Raw genomic sequence first — 19,362 nt, 5'->3', positions numbered from 1 at the left:
TATTGTTATAATAAAGATAATAAATAGACTTAGTAGAGTATTATGGAGATAGCAGATACTTTGTTACAATTATATCTCTCTTAAAAGCAAGCTATGATGCTATACAAACCTGATTTTCACACGCATTTGAAAAATATTTCTAAAATTATCGTTAATCTACGAATATTTCGTAAAATTGTGTTGTGTTTAAATCTAAAATCACAGATATGGAAAAATTAACGATTCAGGAAGAAGAGGCTATGCTATCTATCTGGCAGCTGAATGGCGGATTTATCAAAGAGGTGCTGGACAATATTAAAGGTTCTGCAGTTCCGTATACCACACTGGCTTCGACAATCAAAAATCTGGAGCGCAAAGGTTATGTAAAGGCTGTAAAATATGCGAATGCCAAACGTTATGAACCATTGATCACGGAAGAAGAATATAAGAAACGATTCATGAGCGGATTTGTAGGTGATTATTTTAAAAATTCTTACAAAGAGATGGTCAGTTTCTTTGTAAAAGAAGATAAGTTATCCGCCTCCGAGCTGGAAGAGATTATGGATATGATCAAGAATAATAAGAGCTAGTGCCATGGAAAATCTACTTTATTATAGTATACAGATCAATCTCCTGTTGATCATTGTATATGTAAGCTACATCGGATTGTTAAAAAATCTTACTTTCTATGCCCTGAACAGAGTATATTTTTTAACGGGTATTATCTTTTCTTTTAGCTATCCCTTTCTGGATATCAAGAGCTGGTTTTCAAAGCCAATCATAGCAATAGGCGACTATATCACGATTCTCCCTCAAATGACGGAGTCTACTGTAAAAGAGCTGAGTCTGAATGATATCATTATCGCAGTTTTAGTGGCCGGAGCGAGCATGCTGCTGATACGTTTTCTTGTGCAGTTAGCAAGTCTTCTACGTATACATATGTACAGCCGGCCTGCGCAGTGGAGAACATTTATCTTCAGGAATGTGTGGATACCTATTGTACCTTTTTCATTCCTGAATAAAATCTATGTCAATAAGAGCCTTCATGAAGATTTGGAACTGGCAGATATCTTCCATCATGAAGAAATTCACGTCAAAGGAAAGCACAGTTTTGATATTTTACTGAGCGAACTGACATTGATCTTGTGCTGGTATAATCCGTTTGTCTGGTTGATGCGGAAAGCCATTCGTCAGAATCTGGAATTTCTTACCGATCAGCAAGTCCTGAATAATGGTGCTGACCGTATGACCTATCAGTACAGTTTGCTGCATGTTACCAAACAGGGGGCTGCTATTGGTATCAGTAATCAATTTAATTTCAAGACGCTAAAGCGAAGAATTATGATGATGAACAAAAAACGCTCTTCAAAATTGCAATTGAGCAAATATGCGTTCTTATTACCTGTGTTTATTTTTGCAGGCGCAGCGTTAACCGTTAATCAAGCAGAAGCCAGAATCGAAAAGATTGTATCAGTGACTAAAGCGACAGCTTTAGATGTTAGCCTTCCGGCACTTAAGCAGGACACTATAAAAGTGATGAAAATTGGAACAGGTAATACAGTCCGGGAGAAAGTGATCATTAATAAAAAGGATACCACCATCAATAAGATTATTATTCGCTCGGCTTCGTCAGGTAAACAACCTATGTATATGGTGAATGGTAAGGAAATTACAAAGGAAGATGTAGATAATATCCGACCGGATGATATAACCACTATTAATGTATTGAAAGATGCTTCTGCTACATCTCTTTATGGTGCGAAAGGTGAAAACGGAGTCGTAATGATAACACTTAAAAACGGCAATTCCGGGGTTATTAGTACAGGTAATGCTTCTACTTTTAAGAAAGATAGTGTGGATAAGTTCGTTAGAGGAAAAGTAACAGGTGCGACGATTTTAAAAAGAAGTGACAATCAGGCTGGAGGAGCTTCTCAATTACACATCCGTGGGTTGAAGGAAGGTAAAGACCCCCTGGTAATCATTGATAATGAAATTCAGGAAGGCAGTAAGAGTTTAAAGAATCTTGACCCTAATTCCATAGAATCCATTGAAATTTTAAAAGATGCTGCAGCAACTGTATTACATGGAAACAAGGGGGAGAATGGAGTCATTAAGATTACGACCAAGAAGAGACAAATAGAAGAAGAGACGGAGAAAAAATAGAGGTAGGGTAAGCCTGTTCTGCTATTGCCATCACATAAAAAAGACCGGAAATTCTTCCGGTCTTTTTTATTTATTCATATTGGTCATGGTCAGTTCTATACCAATATTGATAAAACTGTTGGCCATCTGTACAGAGCGTTCTATAAGAGCCGGTAATTCCTTCTGCTCATCATTATCAAATGGAGCGAGTACATAATCTGCCTGACGCCCCTTTGGAAAGTTATCACTGATTCCAAAGCGAAGTCTTGGATAGGCTTGTCCTCCGCAAAGTGCTTCTATAGATTTTAGTCCGTTATGTCCCGCACTGCTACCTTTAGGTTTGAGACGTATGGTGCCAAACGGAAGTGCCAGATCATCCACTATAACCAGAAGATTAGCGATCGGTACTTTCAGTTGCTGCATCCAGAAATTGACAGCTTTACCGCTAAGGTTCATGTAAGTCGTTGGTTTGATAACATAGACGTTATGTCCGCGTTGCTTATATTCAGCATAATATGCATGCTTCAGTGTTGAAAAAGATCCTCCGGCCTGAGCCACCAATTCATCTGCGACCATAAAACCAATATTGTGACGTGTATCCTGATATTCACGTCCTATATTTCCCAAGCCTACAATTAGATAATTCATTTCTTTCTTAAACTTTGTCTGTAAAAATAATAAAATCCTACTTTGAAAGTGGATTTTCTGCTATAAACTATAGGATTCGGGTGGAATAAAGATGAATTCAGATGGTAAAGAAAAAGGCATCGAAATTTTCCGATGCCTTTTTGCAATATGGTTGATAATCGTGTTAACGATTATTTTTTACCACCTTTAGCTGCCTTAGCCGCTTCCTGCTCTGCCTGACGCAATGCACGTGACATAACAACTGAAACGATAGTATCATCAGAGTTGTTTAAGATTTTAGCATCTTTCAACTGAACCTGAGCAACACGTACTGATTTACCTACTTCTAAAGATTCCATAGGAACTTCGATAGACTGAGGCAAGTTGTTAGGAGTAGCTTTAACGCGAAGTTTACGCAGTTTTTGAACTAATTTACCCCCCATTTTAACACCTGGAGAAGTACCAGTCAATGTTACAGGGATATTAACAGAAACTTCTTTATCATCATTCAACTCTAAAAAGTCAACGTGGATAACTAAATCTGTCAAAGGGTGGAATTGAGCGTCTTGAACGATTGCTTTAGATTTTTTTCCGTCGATGTTTAATTCTACGAATACAACTTCCGGAGTATAAAGCACTGGTTTCAAATCAGCTGCGGATACAGATAGGTGTGTCTGAGTACCACTACCATAAAGAACTGCAGGTACCTGACCTTCGTAACGCAATTCTTTTGCATCTCTTTTCCCTACGTTCTGTCTTGCAGAACCGCTAATAGCAATTGATTTCATGTTTTAATTTATTAAAATTTGAGGTGCAAAGATAGAAATTAAAAAATTAAAAGTCAAAATTAAAAATTCAAAATGCCTGACTTACTGTGTGTCGCAGGAATCTGAAGATCTGATAATACTTTATTTTCCCTCCTTATCTTTTGCTCCGGTATATCTTAGTCTACCTGAAAAAGATCAGATATAGAGCTGTGCTCATTCACATTTTTGATTGCATTGGCAAACAGGTCTGCTGTAGATAATACTTTGATCTTGCTGCAAGTATTCATTTTATCAGCATCCAGTTTGATGGTATCTGTCACAATCATTTCTGTAAGGACAGAGTTTTCTATGGTTTCGTAAGCCTTTCCTGAAAGTACTGCATGCGTACATACCGCACGTACGGATTTTGCTCCGTTTTCCATAATCAGAGCTGCTGCTTTTGACAGAGTCCCTGCTGTATCACAGATATCATCGATCAGTACCACATCCTGTCCCGTTACATCCCCGATGATAGACATTGATTCAATCTCATTAGCACGTTTACGGCGTTTGTCACAGATGATAACTTCAGCGTTGAAGAATTTAGCAAATGTACGTGCACGATACGAACCACCCATGTCTGGTGATGCAATTGTCAGGTTGGGAAGATTCAATGATTTGATATACGGTACGAAGATCACAGATCCGTCAAGATGATCTACCGGAATATCAAAGAATCCCTGGATCTGTGCAGCGTGTAAATCCATTGTCATAATACGGTGAGCGCCTGATGCTGTGATCAGATTTGCGATCATTTTAGCGCCGATAGCTACACGTGGTTTGTCTTTGCGGTCTTGGCGGGCAAATCCGAAATAAGGAACTACTGCAGTAATGTAGTGAGCGGAAGCTCTTTTTGCAGCATCAATCATCAACAACAGCTCCAAAAGATTGTCAGTAGGCTGATTGGTAGATTGGATCAGGAAAACATCGCTGCCACGTACTGATTCATTGTAGAATGGCTGGATTTCTCCGTCACTGAATTTTGATAATGTTTTGTCCCCAAGAGGTTTTCCGTAAGATTTTGCGATTTTTTCTGATAATTCCTGTGTGCCGGAACCAGCAAATAATTTTACGGTGTTAAATTGCAAAGGCATGGTGAGTGTTTTTGTATAAGGATTAGAATAGAATTTACTTCAATAAATTTCTTTATAATGTACTTAAAGTTGTCCCACCTGGATTCGAACCAAGACAAACAGTACCAAAAACTGTCGTACTACCCTTATACTATAGGACAATCGTGGCAAAAGCGCTTGCTGATGTTGGGGCAAAGTTATGTAAATGTTTTATAATCGCAAAGATCACGTTATGCAAATTTAAAGTATTCCAAAAAAAACCTTTAAAAATCAATTTCAGAGATGGCTGTACGTATGAAATTCGAAGGAGTGGAGGAGCAACGCATAACAAAAAAAGAGAACCGTTTTTGCGATTCTCTTTTTTTGTTGTCCCACCTGGATTCGAACCAAGACAAACAGTACCAAAAACTGTCGTACTACCATTATACTATGGGACAAGCTTATCAGCATAGCTTGCTAATATGTGTCAAAGATAGGCAAATGTTTTAAATAATCAAAACTAAACCGGATCAAAAAACTGTCTGTCGGAGCTGTAGAGGGGATAAAAAAAAGAGAGAACTGCTTTTGCAATTCTCTCTTTTTTTGAGTTGTCCCACCTGGATTCGAACCAAGACAAACAGTACCAAAAACTGTCGTACTACCCTTATACTATAGGACAATCACGTCTTGAAACGTTGTTTTTCATTTTGACGATGCAAATATACGTGGCTTTTTTATTTCTCCAAAACTTTTTTTGTGAATTTCTATATCGGGTCTGATTTTCAGTAAAATAATTTATTTCATTCTTTGTCGAAGATCTGATTTGAGGATGTACTGAGTCTAATATAGCCTTCAGAAATTGAAATTTTGTGTTAAAAAAGCATAATATTGTTCCTAAGTCCGTTTGTATTCCTTATTTTCGGAGCGTATTATCAAAATACCAGCATAAATTTATGAACTATACTAAAATTAATAACCTGCTAGGGTGGCTGTGCGCTATTATTGCTACAGTAGTGTATGTGATGACCGCCGAAAGAACGGTGAGTTGGTGGGACTGTGGTGAGTTTATTGCCTCAGCGTACAAACTTCAGATCGTTCACCAACCTGGAGCTCCTTTATTCTTAATGCTTCAAAACATCTTCTCTAACCTTGCAATGGGAGATACGATGCGGATTGCATTCTGGATGAATATCGGTTCTGCAGTTTCCAGTGGATTGACTATTCTGTTTTTATTCTGGACAGTAACGGCTTTAGCCCGTAAAGTGCTGGTCACCCAGGGGGAGGAGATATCTTCGGTTGCGTTGATCCAGATTATGGGGGCTGGTGTAGTAGGAGCATTGGCATACGCATTTACAGATACGTTTTGGTTCTCAGCTGTAGAATCTGAAGTATATGCCATGTCATCCCTGTGTACTGCAGTAGTATTTTGGGCTATTTTGAAATGGGAACATCATGCAGATGAGCAGGGTGCAGATAAATGGCTGGTATTTATTGCCTATGTAATGGGACTTTCCATTGGTGTTCACTTATTGAATTTATTGGCTATTCCTGCTATTGCATTAGTAATCTATTTCCGCAGGACAAATAAAGCGACTTCTAAAGGAGCAATCTCCGCCTTGTTATTAGGTGTTGTGATATTAGGACTTATACTTTGGGGAATTATACAATTCTCCGTTAAATTCGCAGCATACTTCGATCTGTTCTTTGTCAATACATTAGGACTTGGATTCGGTTCAGGAGTTACATTCTTCCTGCTATTACTGATCGGAGCTTTGGTCTTCGGAATCTGGTATTCTATCAAAAAAATAAAACCTTTATTAAATATAGCATTGCTATGTACGGCATTTGTGATCTTCGGATATAGTTCATTTGCCATGATCATGGTACGTGCAAAGGCAAATCCTACATTGAACAACAGTGATCCGGAGAATGCGTTTACATTCCTGAGTTACCTTAACAGGGAACAATACGGAGATGAGCCGCTGATGAAAGGTAAATATTTCGATGCACAGCCAATCAGTTCCAAAGAGACAGGCAATGTATACCGGAAAGACGGAAATAAATATGTAGTGGCTAAGAAAAAAGTGGATTATGAGTATGACCGGGAAACAATTTTTCCACGTATATACAGTGACCGAGGTGGCCATCCCATGTATTATCGTGATTACCTTAATTTAGGTGAAAATGAACAACCTACATTCGGAGACAATCTTAAATTTTTCTTCGGTTACCAGATTGGTCATATGTACGGCCGCTATTTCCTTTGGAATTTTGCAGGCAGACAGAATGATCAGCAGGGTAACGGTACATTTACGGAAGGTAACTGGATCTCAGGTATCAAGCAGCCAGTAGATCAGATGCATGTTGGTGGTCAGAAAGCTTTGCCAACCTCTGTAATTACCGATCCGTCCTACAACAAATATTTCTTCCTACCACTTATCATTGGTCTGATCGGTGCATTCTGGCATTTTGGCAGAAGACAACGTGATGCAGGTATTGTAGGACTTTTGTTTTTCTTTACAGGACTGGCTATTGTACTTTACCTGAATCAATCTCCATTGCAACCGCGTGAACGTGATTATGCATATGCAGGATCTTTCTATGCGTTTAGTATATGGATAGGATTGGGTGTCGTGGCTATAGCTGATTTCCTGAGAAAGAAAGTGAATCCTAAACTAGCCGGATATATTGCCACAGCAATCTGTATCATTGGAGGTCCGGTTATTCTTATTGCACAAAACTGGAATGATCATAATCGATCAGAAAAGTATCTGGCCCGTGATATGGCCCGCAATTATCTGGAGTCTTGTGCGCCAAATGCCATCTTATTTACCTACGGGGATAATGATACATATCCGTTGTGGTATGTACAGGAAGTAGAAGGATTCCGTACAGATGTAAGAGTGGTCAACCTGAGTTTATTAAGCTCGGATTGGTACATGAAGCAGATGATGCAGAAAGTAAATAATGCGGATGCTTTACCGATGAATATTGATCCCGAAAAGATCAAAGACGGTGTCCGTGATATTATTTACTATCAGGATGCCGGTATTCCGGGATATGTAAATGTTAAAGACTTGTTGACAATTATGTTGTCTGACGATCCTCAGTATCAGGCGCAGTTACAGAGTGGGGAGATGGTCAACTATCTGCCAACAAAGAAAATGTTCCTGCCGGTAGATAAACAAGCGGTACTGGCTAATAAAGTCGTGCCTCAGGACTGGAATGAAGCCATTACAGATTCACTCGTGTGGACGTATAATAAAAATATCGTTTCCAGAGCAGAACTGGCTATGATGGCCGTGATTGCCAATAATAATTGGAAGAGACCTGTCTACTTTACTATTACTGTTCCTGATGATAACTATATGGGATTAGACCGGTATCTGGTTTCAGAAGGATTTGCACTTCGCCTAATGCCTGTGGATATGGGTATAAAAGAAGGAGGAGGCCGTGCACTTATAGATCCTGCAGCTGTATATAATAATGTACTGAATAAATTTAAGTGGGGTAATATTGCAAATGCATCTTATATCGATCCGGATTCTTACCGCTACATTTCGTTGTATGTAGGAAGTATCTATGGTGATGCAATCTCCCGTCTGGAGGCGCAAGGAAAAATGGCTGAAGCCAAAAACCTGGCATTAGATGCATACAAGAATATGCCTAAACGTGTCTATGGTATGCCGGAGACATTGAGTTACTGGACGGTAATCGAAGCATTGTACAAAACGGGTGAAAAACAAAAAGCTGATGAGATCCTGTCACGTAACCTGAAATTCATTAAAGAGAATATCGCTTACTACCAGGCTATTGCGGAAACAAAACCGGATCTGGAAGGACGTAATATACAATACGGATTCTATGCGTTATCAAGGTATAAAGATATATTAGCAACACAAGGCAATAATCCGCTGGCAAAAGAAGTAGACGGCTTGATCAATCAGTTGACACAGCAGTATCATATACAGCAATAGCAGATTGTCAGAATGATATTTTGACACTTTATTAATGAAATGGAAAGACCCGGATTCCTAAAGAATCCGGGTCTTTTGTTATTCAGTTCGATCTCACTCTCTAAGAGTGTAAGTATGAAAAGGATTTACATGATATCGCTCTTTGTGATCACAGCAGCCAACTTACGGAGTTTAAAGCGGAAAGGAGAATATCCGGTATGAGAAAATAAACTAAAGTTGGAGATTAATTGCAGAATATTTGTAAGTTTAGTTCCATAAACCTACGAAATGAAAAATCAACTGAAGCTCTGGGATGCTGTCATGATCGTTATGGGATCAATGATCGGTAGCGGTATTTTTATTGTCTCTTCTGATATTATGCGACAACTGGGGTCTGGTTGGTGGATGATTATTGTATGGCTGATCACAGCTGTAATGACTGTTGCAGCAGCGATCTGTTATGGCGAATTATCTGCACTATTCCCTAAAGCCGGAGGACAATATACCTACCTTACTGAAGTTTTTGGGAAAATGACCGGCTTTCTATATGGATGGAGCCTGTTCACCGTTATCCAGACAGGTACTATTGCAGCTGTGGCTGTGGCTTTTGGTAAGTTTACAGCCTATCTGATTCCGGAGTTAAATAATGCTGCTCCAGTATTGCAGTATGGAGAGATTAAAATTACCTGGATTCAGATTATAGCGATCTCTATTATTCTTCTGCTTACCTTTATCAACACAAAGGGAGTGCAGAGCGGAAAAATTGTACAATCTATCTTTACGAGTTCCAAGATACTGGCTTTAGTCGTCCTGATTGTTGGAGGCATCTTTATGATCCGGCAAAACTTTTTTGCTGAAAATCTGGCATCTGGTCTTCAGGCATTTCAGAATCTTAAAGGAGAGGGGTGGAGAGAGATTTCAGGGAGCCTGGTTATGGGTGGAGTGGCAGCAGCCATGGTGGGTGCGGTATTCAGTAGTGTGGCCTGGGAAAATGTGACATTTGTGGCCGGAGAGATTGATAATCCCAGGCGCAATGTTGTCCGTGCAATGGTTTTGGGTACGGCATTGGTAATGGTGCTTTATTTGTTCTGTAATTTTATCTATCTGGCGGCCTTAGGGCGCGATGAAATAGCCTTTGCTGAGAATGACAGGGTTGCGGTAGCAGCAGCTGAAAAGATACTGGGCCATAGTGGAACAATTATCATGGCGATTCTGGTTATGATCTCTACATTCGGCTGTGTCAATGGTATCGTTCTTTCCGGTGCACGGGTATTCCAGACTATGGCCAGAGACGGTCTTTTTTTACGTCTGGCAATCTCCAATAATAAGCATGGTGTTCCTGAAAAATCACTTTGGATTCAAGGGATATGGGCTTCCTTATTGTGTCTGAGTGGACAATATGGAGATCTGTTGGATATGATATCTTTTGTGATTGTGCTATTCTATATGCTGACTGTATTTGGAGTCATGTGGTTAAGATGGAAAAAGCCAAATCTGGAACGACCTTACCGAACTTTCCTTTATCCGTTGACACCTGTTTTATACTTACTGATAGGAACTGCTTTCTGTATACTGTTGATCGTTTTCAAACCACAGTATACCTGGCCGGGATTTATTCTGGTATTAATCGGTGTACCGGTGTATTATTTTATTAACAGACGCAAAAAAGTGGATGTCGGATAAGTGTAACCTTTTTACAGCGATTGATTTTATGCAGGAAAAAACAAGAGCAGATTCCTCTTTTTCCAAAAAAAATGGTAGGTTTGCCTAAATATTCCTTTAATGAAACAGTCGATTTTATTAGACGGTCCCAAATTTCAAATTACAATCAAGAGACTTTGCCAACAATTGATTGAAAATCACGGTGATTTTTCAAATGCAGCATTGGTGGGTATTCAGCCCAGGGGCACGTATTTAGCTAAACGTTTATCCAAAGAATTGGAAATTATGTTGGGCCATCCGGTTCCGACGGGTATTTTGGATATAACATTCTTCCGTGACGATTTCAGACGCGAAGGTTCTAACCCACTCCTTGCCAACAGTACAGAGATAGATTTTATTGTAGAAGGTAAAAATGTCATTTTTATCGATGATGTGCTATGGACAGGGCGTACCATCCGCTCTGCTATGGATGCTATTCAGGCATTCGGAAGGGCCAAAAGAATCGAATTACTGGTATTGGTAGACCGTCGTTTTTCCCGTCAGATTCCTATCGAACCCGATTATATTGGTATACAGGTCGACTCTATCGACTCGCAGAAAGTTGCAGTAAACTGGGAAGAGGTCGACGGTATGGACAGCATTACGTTACTGACAGAAAAAAAATAAATATTACAACTCTATAACTTGATATAAATGTCATCTTCAGCAGAACAACTAAGTACACGTCACCTCTTAGGAATAAAAGATCTGAATGAAAAGGATATTAATTTGATTCTCGATACCGCTGCGAACTTCAAAGATGTCCTCAACCGGCCTATTAAGAAAGTGCCTTCTCTTAGAGATATTACTATTGCCAATGTGTTTTTTGAGAACTCAACACGCACAAGGCTGTCGTTTGAATTGGCGGAAAAGAGACTTTCTGCTGATACGATCAATTTTGCAGCTTCATCTTCATCCGTAAGTAAGGGAGAAACACTGATCGATACAGTCAATAATATTTTGGCGATGAAGGTCGATATGATTGTTATGAGACATCCTTATGCGGGGGCTGGTATATTCCTGAGCAAGCATGTGGATGCACAGATTGTCAATGCCGGAGACGGAGCACATGAACACCCGACACAGGCGTTGTTAGATTCGTTCTCTATTCGTGAACGTTACGGAGACGTTGCCGGGCGTAAAGTGGCGATTATAGGAGATGTACTGCATTCCCGTGTGGCCTTATCTAATATCCTTTGTCTTCAGAAACAAGGTGCAGAGGTAATGGTATGCGGACCGACGACATTGATTCCTAAATATATACAGTCTTTGGGCGTAAAAGTGGAACATGATCTTAGGAAAGCCCTCAACTGGTGCGATGTAGCCAATATGTTGCGTATACAGCTGGAACGTCAGGATATTGCTTACTTCCCATCTCTGCGTGAATATTCCATGCTTTACGGATTAAATAAAGAAATTCTGGATTCGTTGGATAAAGAAATTACCATTATGCACCCCGGTCCCATCAATCGCGGAGTAGAGATTACATCTGATGTGGCAGATAGTAAACATTCTATTATCCTTGATCAGGTCGAAAACGGAGTTGCAGTACGTATGGCTGTACTCTATTTATTAGCCGGAAAAAGAGGATAGTAAAACTAAAACTAACGATATGATCAAACGCCACTGACCTGAAGTCAGTGGCGTTTGATTTTACAGATATACAACTTATATTTTCTACCATCTTAATATCAGCTTTTCCCAGCATATAAATACACCGTTTAAAGGGTAGTTAATCCTGTGACTGTCTTTACATAGAAGGCGATAGGGGAGTTGGAAAGGAAAAGAAATATACAGCCGGATTTTTTTTGAGAAGGTATATTTTTTTTGTTAAAAGTACGTTATAGTATCAGTTCCTAACAGGTGTTAATAACTTTTGAGGAAAACTTGCTTATGAAGTTCTAATTTAGTATTTTGAAATAGGTGTATCCCGTAAGTATGTGTTCAGAAAAAGTATACTTTTAAAGCCGTATTTCACCCGCAAAAAAGAAGATTTAATAGAAAAAGATTACTTCGTTATTATGAATAAAAATATTTACAAAGTAGGTATTGCTCTGAGTTTAATGACCACGCCGGTTTTTGCGCAGCAGACGGCCTGGCAAGATCTGAATAAAGCCTTCAAGTCCGGTATGGAGCTTTTTGAAAGAGGAAAATTCAGTTCAGCAGCCAAACAGTTTGATAAAGTGGAAGAGATCAGGACCAAATCTACTTTGCAATTAGACGAAAATGAGGAGTTGACTCTGCTGAAAGAGAATGTACGCTACTATCAGGCAATCTGTGCCTTAGAGCTTGGAGACTCTGATGCTGAGGGAAGATTTTTAAAGTACATCAAAGATTATCCGGCGAGTCCTAATTCCAAGGCCGCATACTTCCAGATCGGTCGTTCGTATTACGCAAAAAAAGACTATAAAAAAGCCATTGAATGGTTTACGAAGATCGATGGTAAAAATCTGGCCGGAGCCGAAAATACAGAGTACCGTTTTAAATTAGCGTATTCCCGGTTTATGACAGAAGACTATACTTCTGCAAAACCCGTATTCGAATCACTGAAAGACCAGAAAAGTGAATATCAGGAAGCATCTATCTATTACTACGCATACTTGTGTTACCTGGATGCGGAATATAAAACTGCACTTAACGAATTTGAACGCCTTCAGGGATCAAAAACCTATGAAAGCAGTTATCCGTATTACATCACTGCTTTATACTTCCTGGACAAGCGATATGATGATGTACTGAACTATGCGTTACCTATTCTGCAGACAACGAAACAAGATAACGAAACAGATATGTTCCGTGTTATCGCAGCAACGTATTTTATCAAGGGTGATCTGAAAAAATCTAAAGAATATTACGATAAATTCCAGTCTCAGGATCAGGGTAAAACACAGAATAATCAGGACAGTTACCAGATCGGTTATATAAATTACAAGCTAGGTGATTATGACAAGGCAATCACGGAGCTGGAAAAAATGACCGAACCGGATGCCTATTACCAAAGTGCGATGATCACATTGGGAGATGCATTCCTGAAAAAAGGAAATAAACAAAGTGCCCGTAATGCTTTTTTCCGTGCATCGAAATTAGACTTTGATCCGCAACTGAAGGAAGAAGGGCTTTTCAATTATGCTAAGCTGTCTTATGAACTGGAATTCCATCAGGTTGCTTTGGATGCCATTCAGGAATATATAAAGACCTACCCGAATAATGTGCGTAATGAAGAAGCACAGACATTGTATGCCGAGATTCTGTTGAGTACCAAGAATTACAGAGCTGCGGTGGATGTGTTGGAGTCGGTTAAGAAAAGAGGTAAAGAAGCTAATGCAGCTTACCAGAAGGTAACGTATTACCGTGGACTGGAATATTACAATGAGCGTGCTTTTGAAAATGCGATATCCATGTTTATGCGTTCTGAAGCGAACCGTTATGATGAAGAGATCAATGCATTGGCCATTTACTGGAAAGCAGAAGCCATGTATGAAGTCAGAAAATATAAAGAGGCAACTGCTAACTTCAATAAGTTTCTGAGTCTTCCTGCAGCCAGAAATACCGATGTCTATAATTATGCAAATTATGCCTTAGCGTATGCTGCTTTCAGAAATGAAAACTACAATACATCGGCAAACTACTTTGAACGTTTTCTTTCCATGGGCGGCAAAGAGGGGATCGAACTTAATACCCGTAATGATGCTATTGCCCGTCTGGCAGATTCGTACTTTTCACTAAAGAATTACGGCCGTGCTATGACTGAGTATGACAAGCTGATCAATTCCAAGGCACAAAGCCAGGATTACGCTTTATTCCAGCGTGGAATTATTCAGGGATTACAAGGGAATAGCAGCGGTAAGATTGCTACCCTGCAATCTGTAGTACAAAAGTATCCGAAGTCAAACTATGCAGATGATGTGGCTTTTGAGATTCCGTACACCTACTTTACACTGGGACAGTATGATCATGCAATTTCAGGACTGCAATCGATGGTGGAAAAATACCCGAGAAGCAGCTATGTTCCACGTGCTTTGGTAACTATCGGTCTGGTACAATATAATCAGGATAATAACGATGCCGCTTTAAAAACGTTCCAACGTGTGGTAGATCAGTATTCTACTACGGACGAGGCTAAGCAAGCGATGCGTTCGATTGAAAATATTTACCTGGATAAAGGAGATGCAACAGGATATATCCGTTATGCAACAGGTACTAATATCGGAGATCTATCGACATCAGAACAAGATTCTCGTGCATTCTCTACGGCAACTACACTATTCTCCAGAGGTAATTATCAGGGAGCGGTGGAAGCAGTGAATGCATATTTTGATAAATTCCCGAAACCTATTCAGGAGAAATATGCTCGATTTATCCGTGCAGAAAGTAACGCAGCTTTGGGTAAAAATCAGGAAGCATTGCACGATTACAACATTATTCTGAATGACTGGACAAGTGCTTATACAGAACGTGCATTAGTTAGTGTTTCTCAGTTGTACTTGAAGCAAAAACAATATAATGAAGCCGTACAGCAATTGAAAAAGCTGGAACTGACTTCAGAATACAAATCTAATTATGCGTATGCGATCAACAATCTTTTGATTAGTTATTTCAACATCGGAGATTACAAAGAGACATTGAACTATGCTGCGTTGGTCAAAAACTACGAAAAGTCCTCAGAAGAGGAAATCGCTACTGCACATCTTTATGCTGCAAAAGCATATCTGGCAACAAGCAAGCCTGCTGAAGCAACTAAAGAGCTGAATCTTGCTGCGTTGAAAAGTAAAACAGCAACAGGAGCAGAAGCGAGATACCTGGTAGCTGAGCAGCAGCTGAAAGCGAAAGAATACGATAAAGCAATTAAATCTGCTTTTGATATTTCAGATACGTTTTCTTCGTATGACTATTGGGTAGCAAAAGGATTTATTTTGATGGCAGATGCATATACCGGTAAAGGAGATGCATTCCAGGCAAAATCAACTTTAGAAAGTATCATCGATAACTACGAAAATAAGGAAGATGGTATCCTGAAAACTGCTAAAGAAAAATTACAAAAATTAAATACAACAAAGAAATAGGAAATAATGATGAAGTTGCAAAATACTGTGTTTAAGAAATGTGCCGTGGTAACCTTGTTATTAGGCGCAGGTTTTAATGGATTTGCTCAGCAAGAGCCTACAGACAAAAAACCAGTAACGATTGATTCGTTTGATGTTGTGCGTGATTATAAGCCTATTCTTGCGGATGCGGTGAAAATCCGCCGTAGTCCTGACATGACCAATAAAAGAAGCTACATGCCAAAATTAACATATGGAAATGTGGTAGATAAAAAATTGGACATCAATACTGGTCTTTACAAACTGGATGTAAAGGAAACTCCTTTTTCTCAGATTAATGATCAGACCAGCAATTATGTGAAATTAGGTATCGGTAATTTTAATACTATTCTTGGAGAGGGGTATTTCTCCTACGATCAATACGAAAATGTAAGAATCGGTGGTTTTGTGAAGCATCTGAGCCAAAAGGGTGATATCGAAAACCAACGCTTTTCAAAACAAGAAGTAGGTGTATTTGGAAGACGTGTTTATGATGCATTTACCGTTGACGGATTGGTCGGATATAATCGCTATGCAACCCGATTCTACGGAAACCCGTTAGATGTAAATGGTGTATCACTGAATCCGGATCCGGAGAAACAGGCTTTCAATGATATCTATTTTACCGGAGAGCTCACCAGCAACTACGATCCGAACAATGAAAATGCACTGAGCTACTCCGCAAAAGCAGATGCTTATACATACAAAGACCAGTTTGCGGCTAAGGAAAACTCTATTGCATTGTCTGGTTACCTGAACAAAAGAATGCGCGCATTCAATATCGGAGCCAATCTTAGTGTAGATGTAAATAGCATTAACGGTACAGATAATGTAGATGGAAAAACAAAGAATTCCGTTGCTAGTATCAATCCGTACATCAGCTTCAAAGGAGATAATTATGTAATTACATTAGGAGCTAATTTAGTTTCAGAGTTCGGGGATTCTTCCCGGTTCAATGTCTTTCCTTCTGCGGAAGTAGACTTCTCCTTAGTTCCGGAATATATTCATCTTTTCGGGGGTGTAAATGGAAATGTTAAAAAAGCGTCTTTGCGCTCATTCACCAATCAGAACCCTTACCTGAGCCCGGATCTGAGTATGATCAATACTATAGAAAGATTGAATTTCTTCGGAGGTATCAAAGGAAATGCCGGAGCAACATTTGGCTATAAGGTACAGGTAATGTACAAACAAATCGAAGGACTTCCTTTATTTGTCAATAACAGAGAAACACCTTACCGTTTTGATCTTGTTTACGACGGATTGGGAGAAGATGCTGCTAAATATTTCGGCTTACAGGGAGAGATCAATGTTCGTTTATCGGATGTGGTCAATTTAGGTGGTCGTCTGAATATTGATCAGTACACTATGCAACAGGAAGAAGAAGCATGGCATATGCCTAAAATGAAACTGGCAGCAAACGCACGTTTCAATATCTCTGAAAAACTTTATATCGATGCAGAGGCATTGTTCCAGGGAGATACATATGCCCGTGAATATACTTACACCGTCAATGGAAGTACAGTAGATATTTCTCAAGGATATAAGAAAGTGACATTACCATCTTTCTTTGACCTGAATGCCGGAGCAGAGTACCGTGCAACTAAACATTTAGGAATCTTTGTGAAAGCAAATAATATATTCAATAAAGAATACCAACGCTACCAGTACTATCCGCGTTTAGGATTTAATATACTGGGAGGGCTTAATTACTCCTTTTAATTTAAAATAGTAACTTTGCGTCCCAACGATATTGATAAGGATGAATTTAGGAAAAAGCATAAATCATGTACTGAAAAGACACACCGAAGTAAAGGTGGATGGAATAGGTGTCTTTAAGCGAAAACATACTCCTGCGACTTTTGATCAAAGTCGCAATGCTTTTTTACCGCCTATCAATTATCTGGAACTGGATACGCAGGCGGATACCGGCTATGACTTTGTCACCTATGTACAGCGTCAGCAACAGGTAGACCGTAATCAGGCAGAGTCCATTGTTCAAACAGAGGTTAACAAGATCAAAGAAGAGTTGTTGCAATCCGGTCAGGCCAAATTGGATGATCTTGGATATCTGGTAAACTATGGAAATACCTATGTATTTAAGCCTTTAGACCTTACCGGATTTCATTTCGAACCCATACAGGACGTAGACGATAAGATCCGGAGTTTAGAAAAGGAGATTATTCCGTCGCAGGAGACAATACCGGCAGAAGTACTGCCTCCGGCAATACCAGTACCGGAAGTACCTGTAGAGAGAGAGCAAACAAAACCTGTAGTACAGGAGCCTGTAAATACGATCAGAGAAGAGTTTGTATTTGAGGATGAGCGAAGATCGAGTAATACCATTTGGTATATTATTTCAGCAGTAATAGCAATTGGTCTGATAGGAGGACTGTATTATTGGGATACTTATTATAATAAGCCGCAAGCGCCCGCTCCTGTTGTAAATCAGGATACATTGAGAGAGACAACTCCTTCGACTCCGGTAAAAGATACCGTTGCAGGATTAGTACCCTTAGATACAACGGTTCATGAGCTGCCGGCGAAGGATAGTGTAGATATACATCCCGGAGAGAAAGAACCACAAGCTGGTCATGAATACCAGATCGTTATCGGATCACATGCGGGATGGACAATGGCAAAAGAACAGGTCGATGCCATGCATAAGAAAGGATATACACAAGTCTATATCCATGAAAGCAAGAAGTCCAAGAAATGGAAAAAAGTAGTCTGGAAATCATTTTCCACACTTGAAGAAGCACAGAAGGAATTGAAGCATGTTCAGGAGACAATTGAACCTCAGGCCTTCTACGAACGGATAAAGAATTAAACTGAAAACTAGAACATTAAATATTTAAATAGCATTATGTCATTGATTCAAGACACAGCATTAGCATTAGACTCGTTAGGTCAGGCAGCACAGCAACCTATACAGATGGCGACACAGGAAGAAACAAATCTGATCCAGCTTTTGATGAAAGGCGGATGGATTATGTGGCCTATTGCCTTTTTGTTTTTCTTGGGATTGGTCATCTTTCTGGAACGTTATATTACCATTCGTAAAGCGTCTAAATTTGATAACGGATTGATGTCACAAATCAAAAGTAACGTGATGTCAGGTAAACTGGATGCCGCTGTAGCGGTGTGCCGTTCGAGTAATACACCATTATCAAGAATGTTGCAGAAAGGATTGTTACGTGTAGGTCGTCCTATCAAAGATATAGAAGGAGCTATCGAGAACATCGGTAAGATCGAAGTATCTAAACTAGAGAAGAATATCAATATTTTGGGGATTATTGCAGGTATCGCACCGATGCTTGGTTTCGTAGGTACGATCTTCGGGGTAATCCAGATTTTCCGTGATGTAGAGGCTGTAGGAGGTATTGATATCGGTTCGGTATCAGGAGGTCTTTATGTTAAGATGATTTCATCCGCATCCGGATTGACAGTAGGTATCCTGGCATATATCGGATATCATGCACTTAACATGATGGTAGAGCGTTTGATCCTTAGAATGGAAACGGATGCAGTAGAATTTATTGACTTATTAGACGAACCGGGAGCATAAGTTATAAGGCTCTTATAGAAAGGATTTAATTATGAATATTCGTAATAGAAGGAACAGACCTTCTGCCGAGGTACATACTGCAGCATTGAATGATATCATGTTCTTCCTGATGTTATTCTTTCTGTTGGCCTCTGCCGTGTCCAATCCTCAGGTCGTGAAATTACTTTTACCAAGATCAAGTGCGGGGGAACAGTCCGTGGCCAAGAAAACCATGACAGTATCCATTACAAGTGATTTGCAGTATCATGTAGATAAACAGATAGTTCCATACGAGAGTCTGGAACCGTTAATACAATCAAGAATGGCATCGGGAGAAGAATTGACTATTATGCTTTATGCAGACAGCAGTGTTCCTATCCAGAATGTAATTTCTGTCATGGATGTAGCGAACAGGTTAAAAATTAAGTTAGTATTAGCAACAGAGCCGAGAAAAGATAAATAGTATTGTTACTT

The 19,362-nt window shown here is 39.5% G+C and carries 14 protein-coding genes and 1 tRNA gene; 11 read left to right on the top strand and 4 right to left on the bottom strand.

Features of this window, described 5'->3' with window-relative positions; all coding sequences use genetic code 11:
• Positions 1 to 206 precede the first annotated feature (206 nt).
• Positions 207 to 569, top strand: a complete 363-nt coding sequence (locus tag HMPREF0766_RS18010; RefSeq protein WP_037460817.1) for a BlaI/MecI/CopY family transcriptional regulator — start codon at positions 207 to 209, stop codon at positions 567 to 569.
• Positions 570 to 573: 4 nt separating this feature from the next.
• Positions 574 to 2,142: a M56 family metallopeptidase gene (locus HMPREF0766_RS18005; RefSeq protein WP_003000458.1), complete on the top strand. Its 1,569-nt coding sequence runs from the start codon at positions 574 to 576 to the stop codon at positions 2,140 to 2,142.
• 66 nt (positions 2,143 to 2,208) lie between these two features.
• On the opposite strand, the gene pth is transcribed toward HMPREF0766_RS18005, so the two are convergent.
• The 4 genes from pth to HMPREF0766_RS17980 form a co-directional block, all read right to left on the bottom strand.
• Complete coding sequence (pth, locus tag HMPREF0766_RS18000) at positions 2,209 to 2,769, bottom strand: aminoacyl-tRNA hydrolase (RefSeq protein ID WP_003000455.1); 561 nt, start codon at positions 2,767 to 2,769, stop codon at positions 2,209 to 2,211.
• Positions 2,770 to 2,939: 170 nt separating this feature from the next.
• On the bottom strand, positions 2,940 to 3,536 hold the full coding sequence (locus HMPREF0766_RS17995) for a 50S ribosomal protein L25/general stress protein Ctc (RefSeq protein ID WP_003000451.1): 597 nt from the start codon (positions 3,534 to 3,536) through the stop codon (positions 2,940 to 2,942).
• 155 nt (positions 3,537 to 3,691) lie between these two features.
• Positions 3,692 to 4,648 carry a ribose-phosphate pyrophosphokinase gene (locus HMPREF0766_RS17990; RefSeq protein WP_003000448.1) on the bottom strand — a complete coding sequence of 319 codons (957 nt, stop codon included), beginning with the start codon at positions 4,646 to 4,648 and terminating at the stop codon, positions 3,692 to 3,694.
• 345 nt (positions 4,649 to 4,993) lie between these two features.
• Positions 4,994 to 5,064, bottom strand: a tRNA-Gln gene (locus tag HMPREF0766_RS17980).
• A 495-nt stretch (positions 5,065 to 5,559) separates the two neighbouring features.
• Between HMPREF0766_RS17980 and HMPREF0766_RS17970 the strand changes: the two genes are divergently transcribed.
• The 9 genes from HMPREF0766_RS17970 to HMPREF0766_RS17930 all read left to right on the top strand — a co-directional run bounded on the left by HMPREF0766_RS17970 (position 5,560) and on the right by HMPREF0766_RS17930 (position 19,351).
• Positions 5,560 to 8,583, top strand: a complete 3,024-nt coding sequence (locus HMPREF0766_RS17970) for a glycosyltransferase family 117 protein (RefSeq protein ID WP_003000444.1) — start codon at positions 5,560 to 5,562, stop codon at positions 8,581 to 8,583.
• A 267-nt stretch (positions 8,584 to 8,850) separates the two neighbouring features.
• Complete coding sequence (locus HMPREF0766_RS17965) at positions 8,851 to 10,245, top strand: APC family permease (protein ID WP_003000441.1); 1,395 nt, start codon at positions 8,851 to 8,853, stop codon at positions 10,243 to 10,245.
• 99 nt (positions 10,246 to 10,344) lie between these two features.
• Positions 10,345 to 10,890: a bifunctional pyr operon transcriptional regulator/uracil phosphoribosyltransferase PyrR gene (pyrR, locus tag HMPREF0766_RS17960; RefSeq protein WP_003000438.1), complete on the top strand. Its 546-nt coding sequence runs from the start codon at positions 10,345 to 10,347 to the stop codon at positions 10,888 to 10,890.
• A 27-nt stretch (positions 10,891 to 10,917) separates the two neighbouring features.
• Complete coding sequence (locus HMPREF0766_RS17955; protein ID WP_003000435.1) at positions 10,918 to 11,856, top strand: aspartate carbamoyltransferase catalytic subunit; 939 nt, start codon at positions 10,918 to 10,920, stop codon at positions 11,854 to 11,856.
• Between the two features lie 428 nt (positions 11,857 to 12,284).
• Positions 12,285 to 15,326 (top strand): tetratricopeptide repeat protein, encoded by a 3,042-nt coding sequence (locus HMPREF0766_RS17950; RefSeq protein ID WP_037460858.1) that lies wholly within the window; start codon positions 12,285 to 12,287, stop codon positions 15,324 to 15,326.
• A 6-nt stretch (positions 15,327 to 15,332) separates the two neighbouring features.
• Positions 15,333 to 17,063 carry a TonB-dependent receptor gene (locus tag HMPREF0766_RS17945; RefSeq protein WP_003000429.1) on the top strand — a complete coding sequence of 577 codons (1,731 nt, stop codon included), beginning with the start codon at positions 15,333 to 15,335 and terminating at the stop codon, positions 17,061 to 17,063.
• 40 nt (positions 17,064 to 17,103) lie between these two features.
• The gene (locus HMPREF0766_RS17940; protein WP_003000426.1) at positions 17,104 to 18,171 is read left to right on the top strand and encodes a hypothetical protein; all 1,068 of its coding nucleotides are present in this window, start codon (positions 17,104 to 17,106) and stop codon (positions 18,169 to 18,171) included.
• A 36-nt stretch (positions 18,172 to 18,207) separates the two neighbouring features.
• Positions 18,208 to 18,909 carry a MotA/TolQ/ExbB proton channel family protein gene (locus tag HMPREF0766_RS17935; RefSeq protein ID WP_003000423.1) on the top strand — a complete coding sequence of 234 codons (702 nt, stop codon included), beginning with the start codon at positions 18,208 to 18,210 and terminating at the stop codon, positions 18,907 to 18,909.
• A gap of 31 nt (positions 18,910 to 18,940) precedes the next feature.
• Positions 18,941 to 19,351 carry an ExbD/TolR family protein gene (locus HMPREF0766_RS17930; RefSeq protein ID WP_003000420.1) on the top strand — a complete coding sequence of 137 codons (411 nt, stop codon included), beginning with the start codon at positions 18,941 to 18,943 and terminating at the stop codon, positions 19,349 to 19,351.
• Positions 19,352 to 19,362: the final 11 nt, after the last annotated feature.

It is taken from the genome of Sphingobacterium spiritivorum ATCC 33861, assembly GCF_000143765.1.
Lineage (GTDB): Bacteria > Bacteroidota > Bacteroidia > Sphingobacteriales > Sphingobacteriaceae > Sphingobacterium > Sphingobacterium spiritivorum.
The sequence above is the reverse complement of the archived record's forward strand: the minus strand, read 5'-3'. Positions and strand labels throughout refer to the sequence as shown.

Coding starts and splice junctions, on each gene's coding strand:
- HMPREF0766_RS18010 (WP_037460817.1), top strand. CDS start 207: ATGGAAAAATTAACGATTCAGGAAGAAGAGGCTATGCTATCTATCTGG.
- HMPREF0766_RS17945 (WP_003000429.1), top strand. CDS start 15,333: ATGATGAAGTTGCAAAATACTGTGTTTAAGAAATGTGCCGTGGTAACC.
- HMPREF0766_RS17970 (WP_003000444.1), top strand. CDS start 5,560: ATGAACTATACTAAAATTAATAACCTGCTAGGGTGGCTGTGCGCTATT.
- pyrR (WP_003000438.1), top strand. CDS start 10,345: ATGAAACAGTCGATTTTATTAGACGGTCCCAAATTTCAAATTACAATC.
- HMPREF0766_RS17955 (WP_003000435.1), top strand. CDS start 10,918: ATGTCATCTTCAGCAGAACAACTAAGTACACGTCACCTCTTAGGAATA.
- HMPREF0766_RS17935 (WP_003000423.1), top strand. CDS start 18,208: ATGTCATTGATTCAAGACACAGCATTAGCATTAGACTCGTTAGGTCAG.
- HMPREF0766_RS18005 (WP_003000458.1), top strand. CDS start 574: ATGGAAAATCTACTTTATTATAGTATACAGATCAATCTCCTGTTGATC.
- pth (WP_003000455.1), bottom strand. CDS start 2,769: ATGAATTATCTAATTGTAGGCTTGGGAAATATAGGACGTGAATATCAG.
- HMPREF0766_RS17965 (WP_003000441.1), top strand. CDS start 8,851: ATGAAAAATCAACTGAAGCTCTGGGATGCTGTCATGATCGTTATGGGA.
- HMPREF0766_RS17930 (WP_003000420.1), top strand. CDS start 18,941: ATGAATATTCGTAATAGAAGGAACAGACCTTCTGCCGAGGTACATACT.
- HMPREF0766_RS17950 (WP_037460858.1), top strand. CDS start 12,285: ATGAATAAAAATATTTACAAAGTAGGTATTGCTCTGAGTTTAATGACC.
- HMPREF0766_RS17995 (WP_003000451.1), bottom strand. CDS start 3,536: ATGAAATCAATTGCTATTAGCGGTTCTGCAAGACAGAACGTAGGGAAA.
- HMPREF0766_RS17990 (WP_003000448.1), bottom strand. CDS start 4,648: ATGCCTTTGCAATTTAACACCGTAAAATTATTTGCTGGTTCCGGCACA.
- HMPREF0766_RS17940 (WP_003000426.1), top strand. CDS start 17,104: ATGAATTTAGGAAAAAGCATAAATCATGTACTGAAAAGACACACCGAA.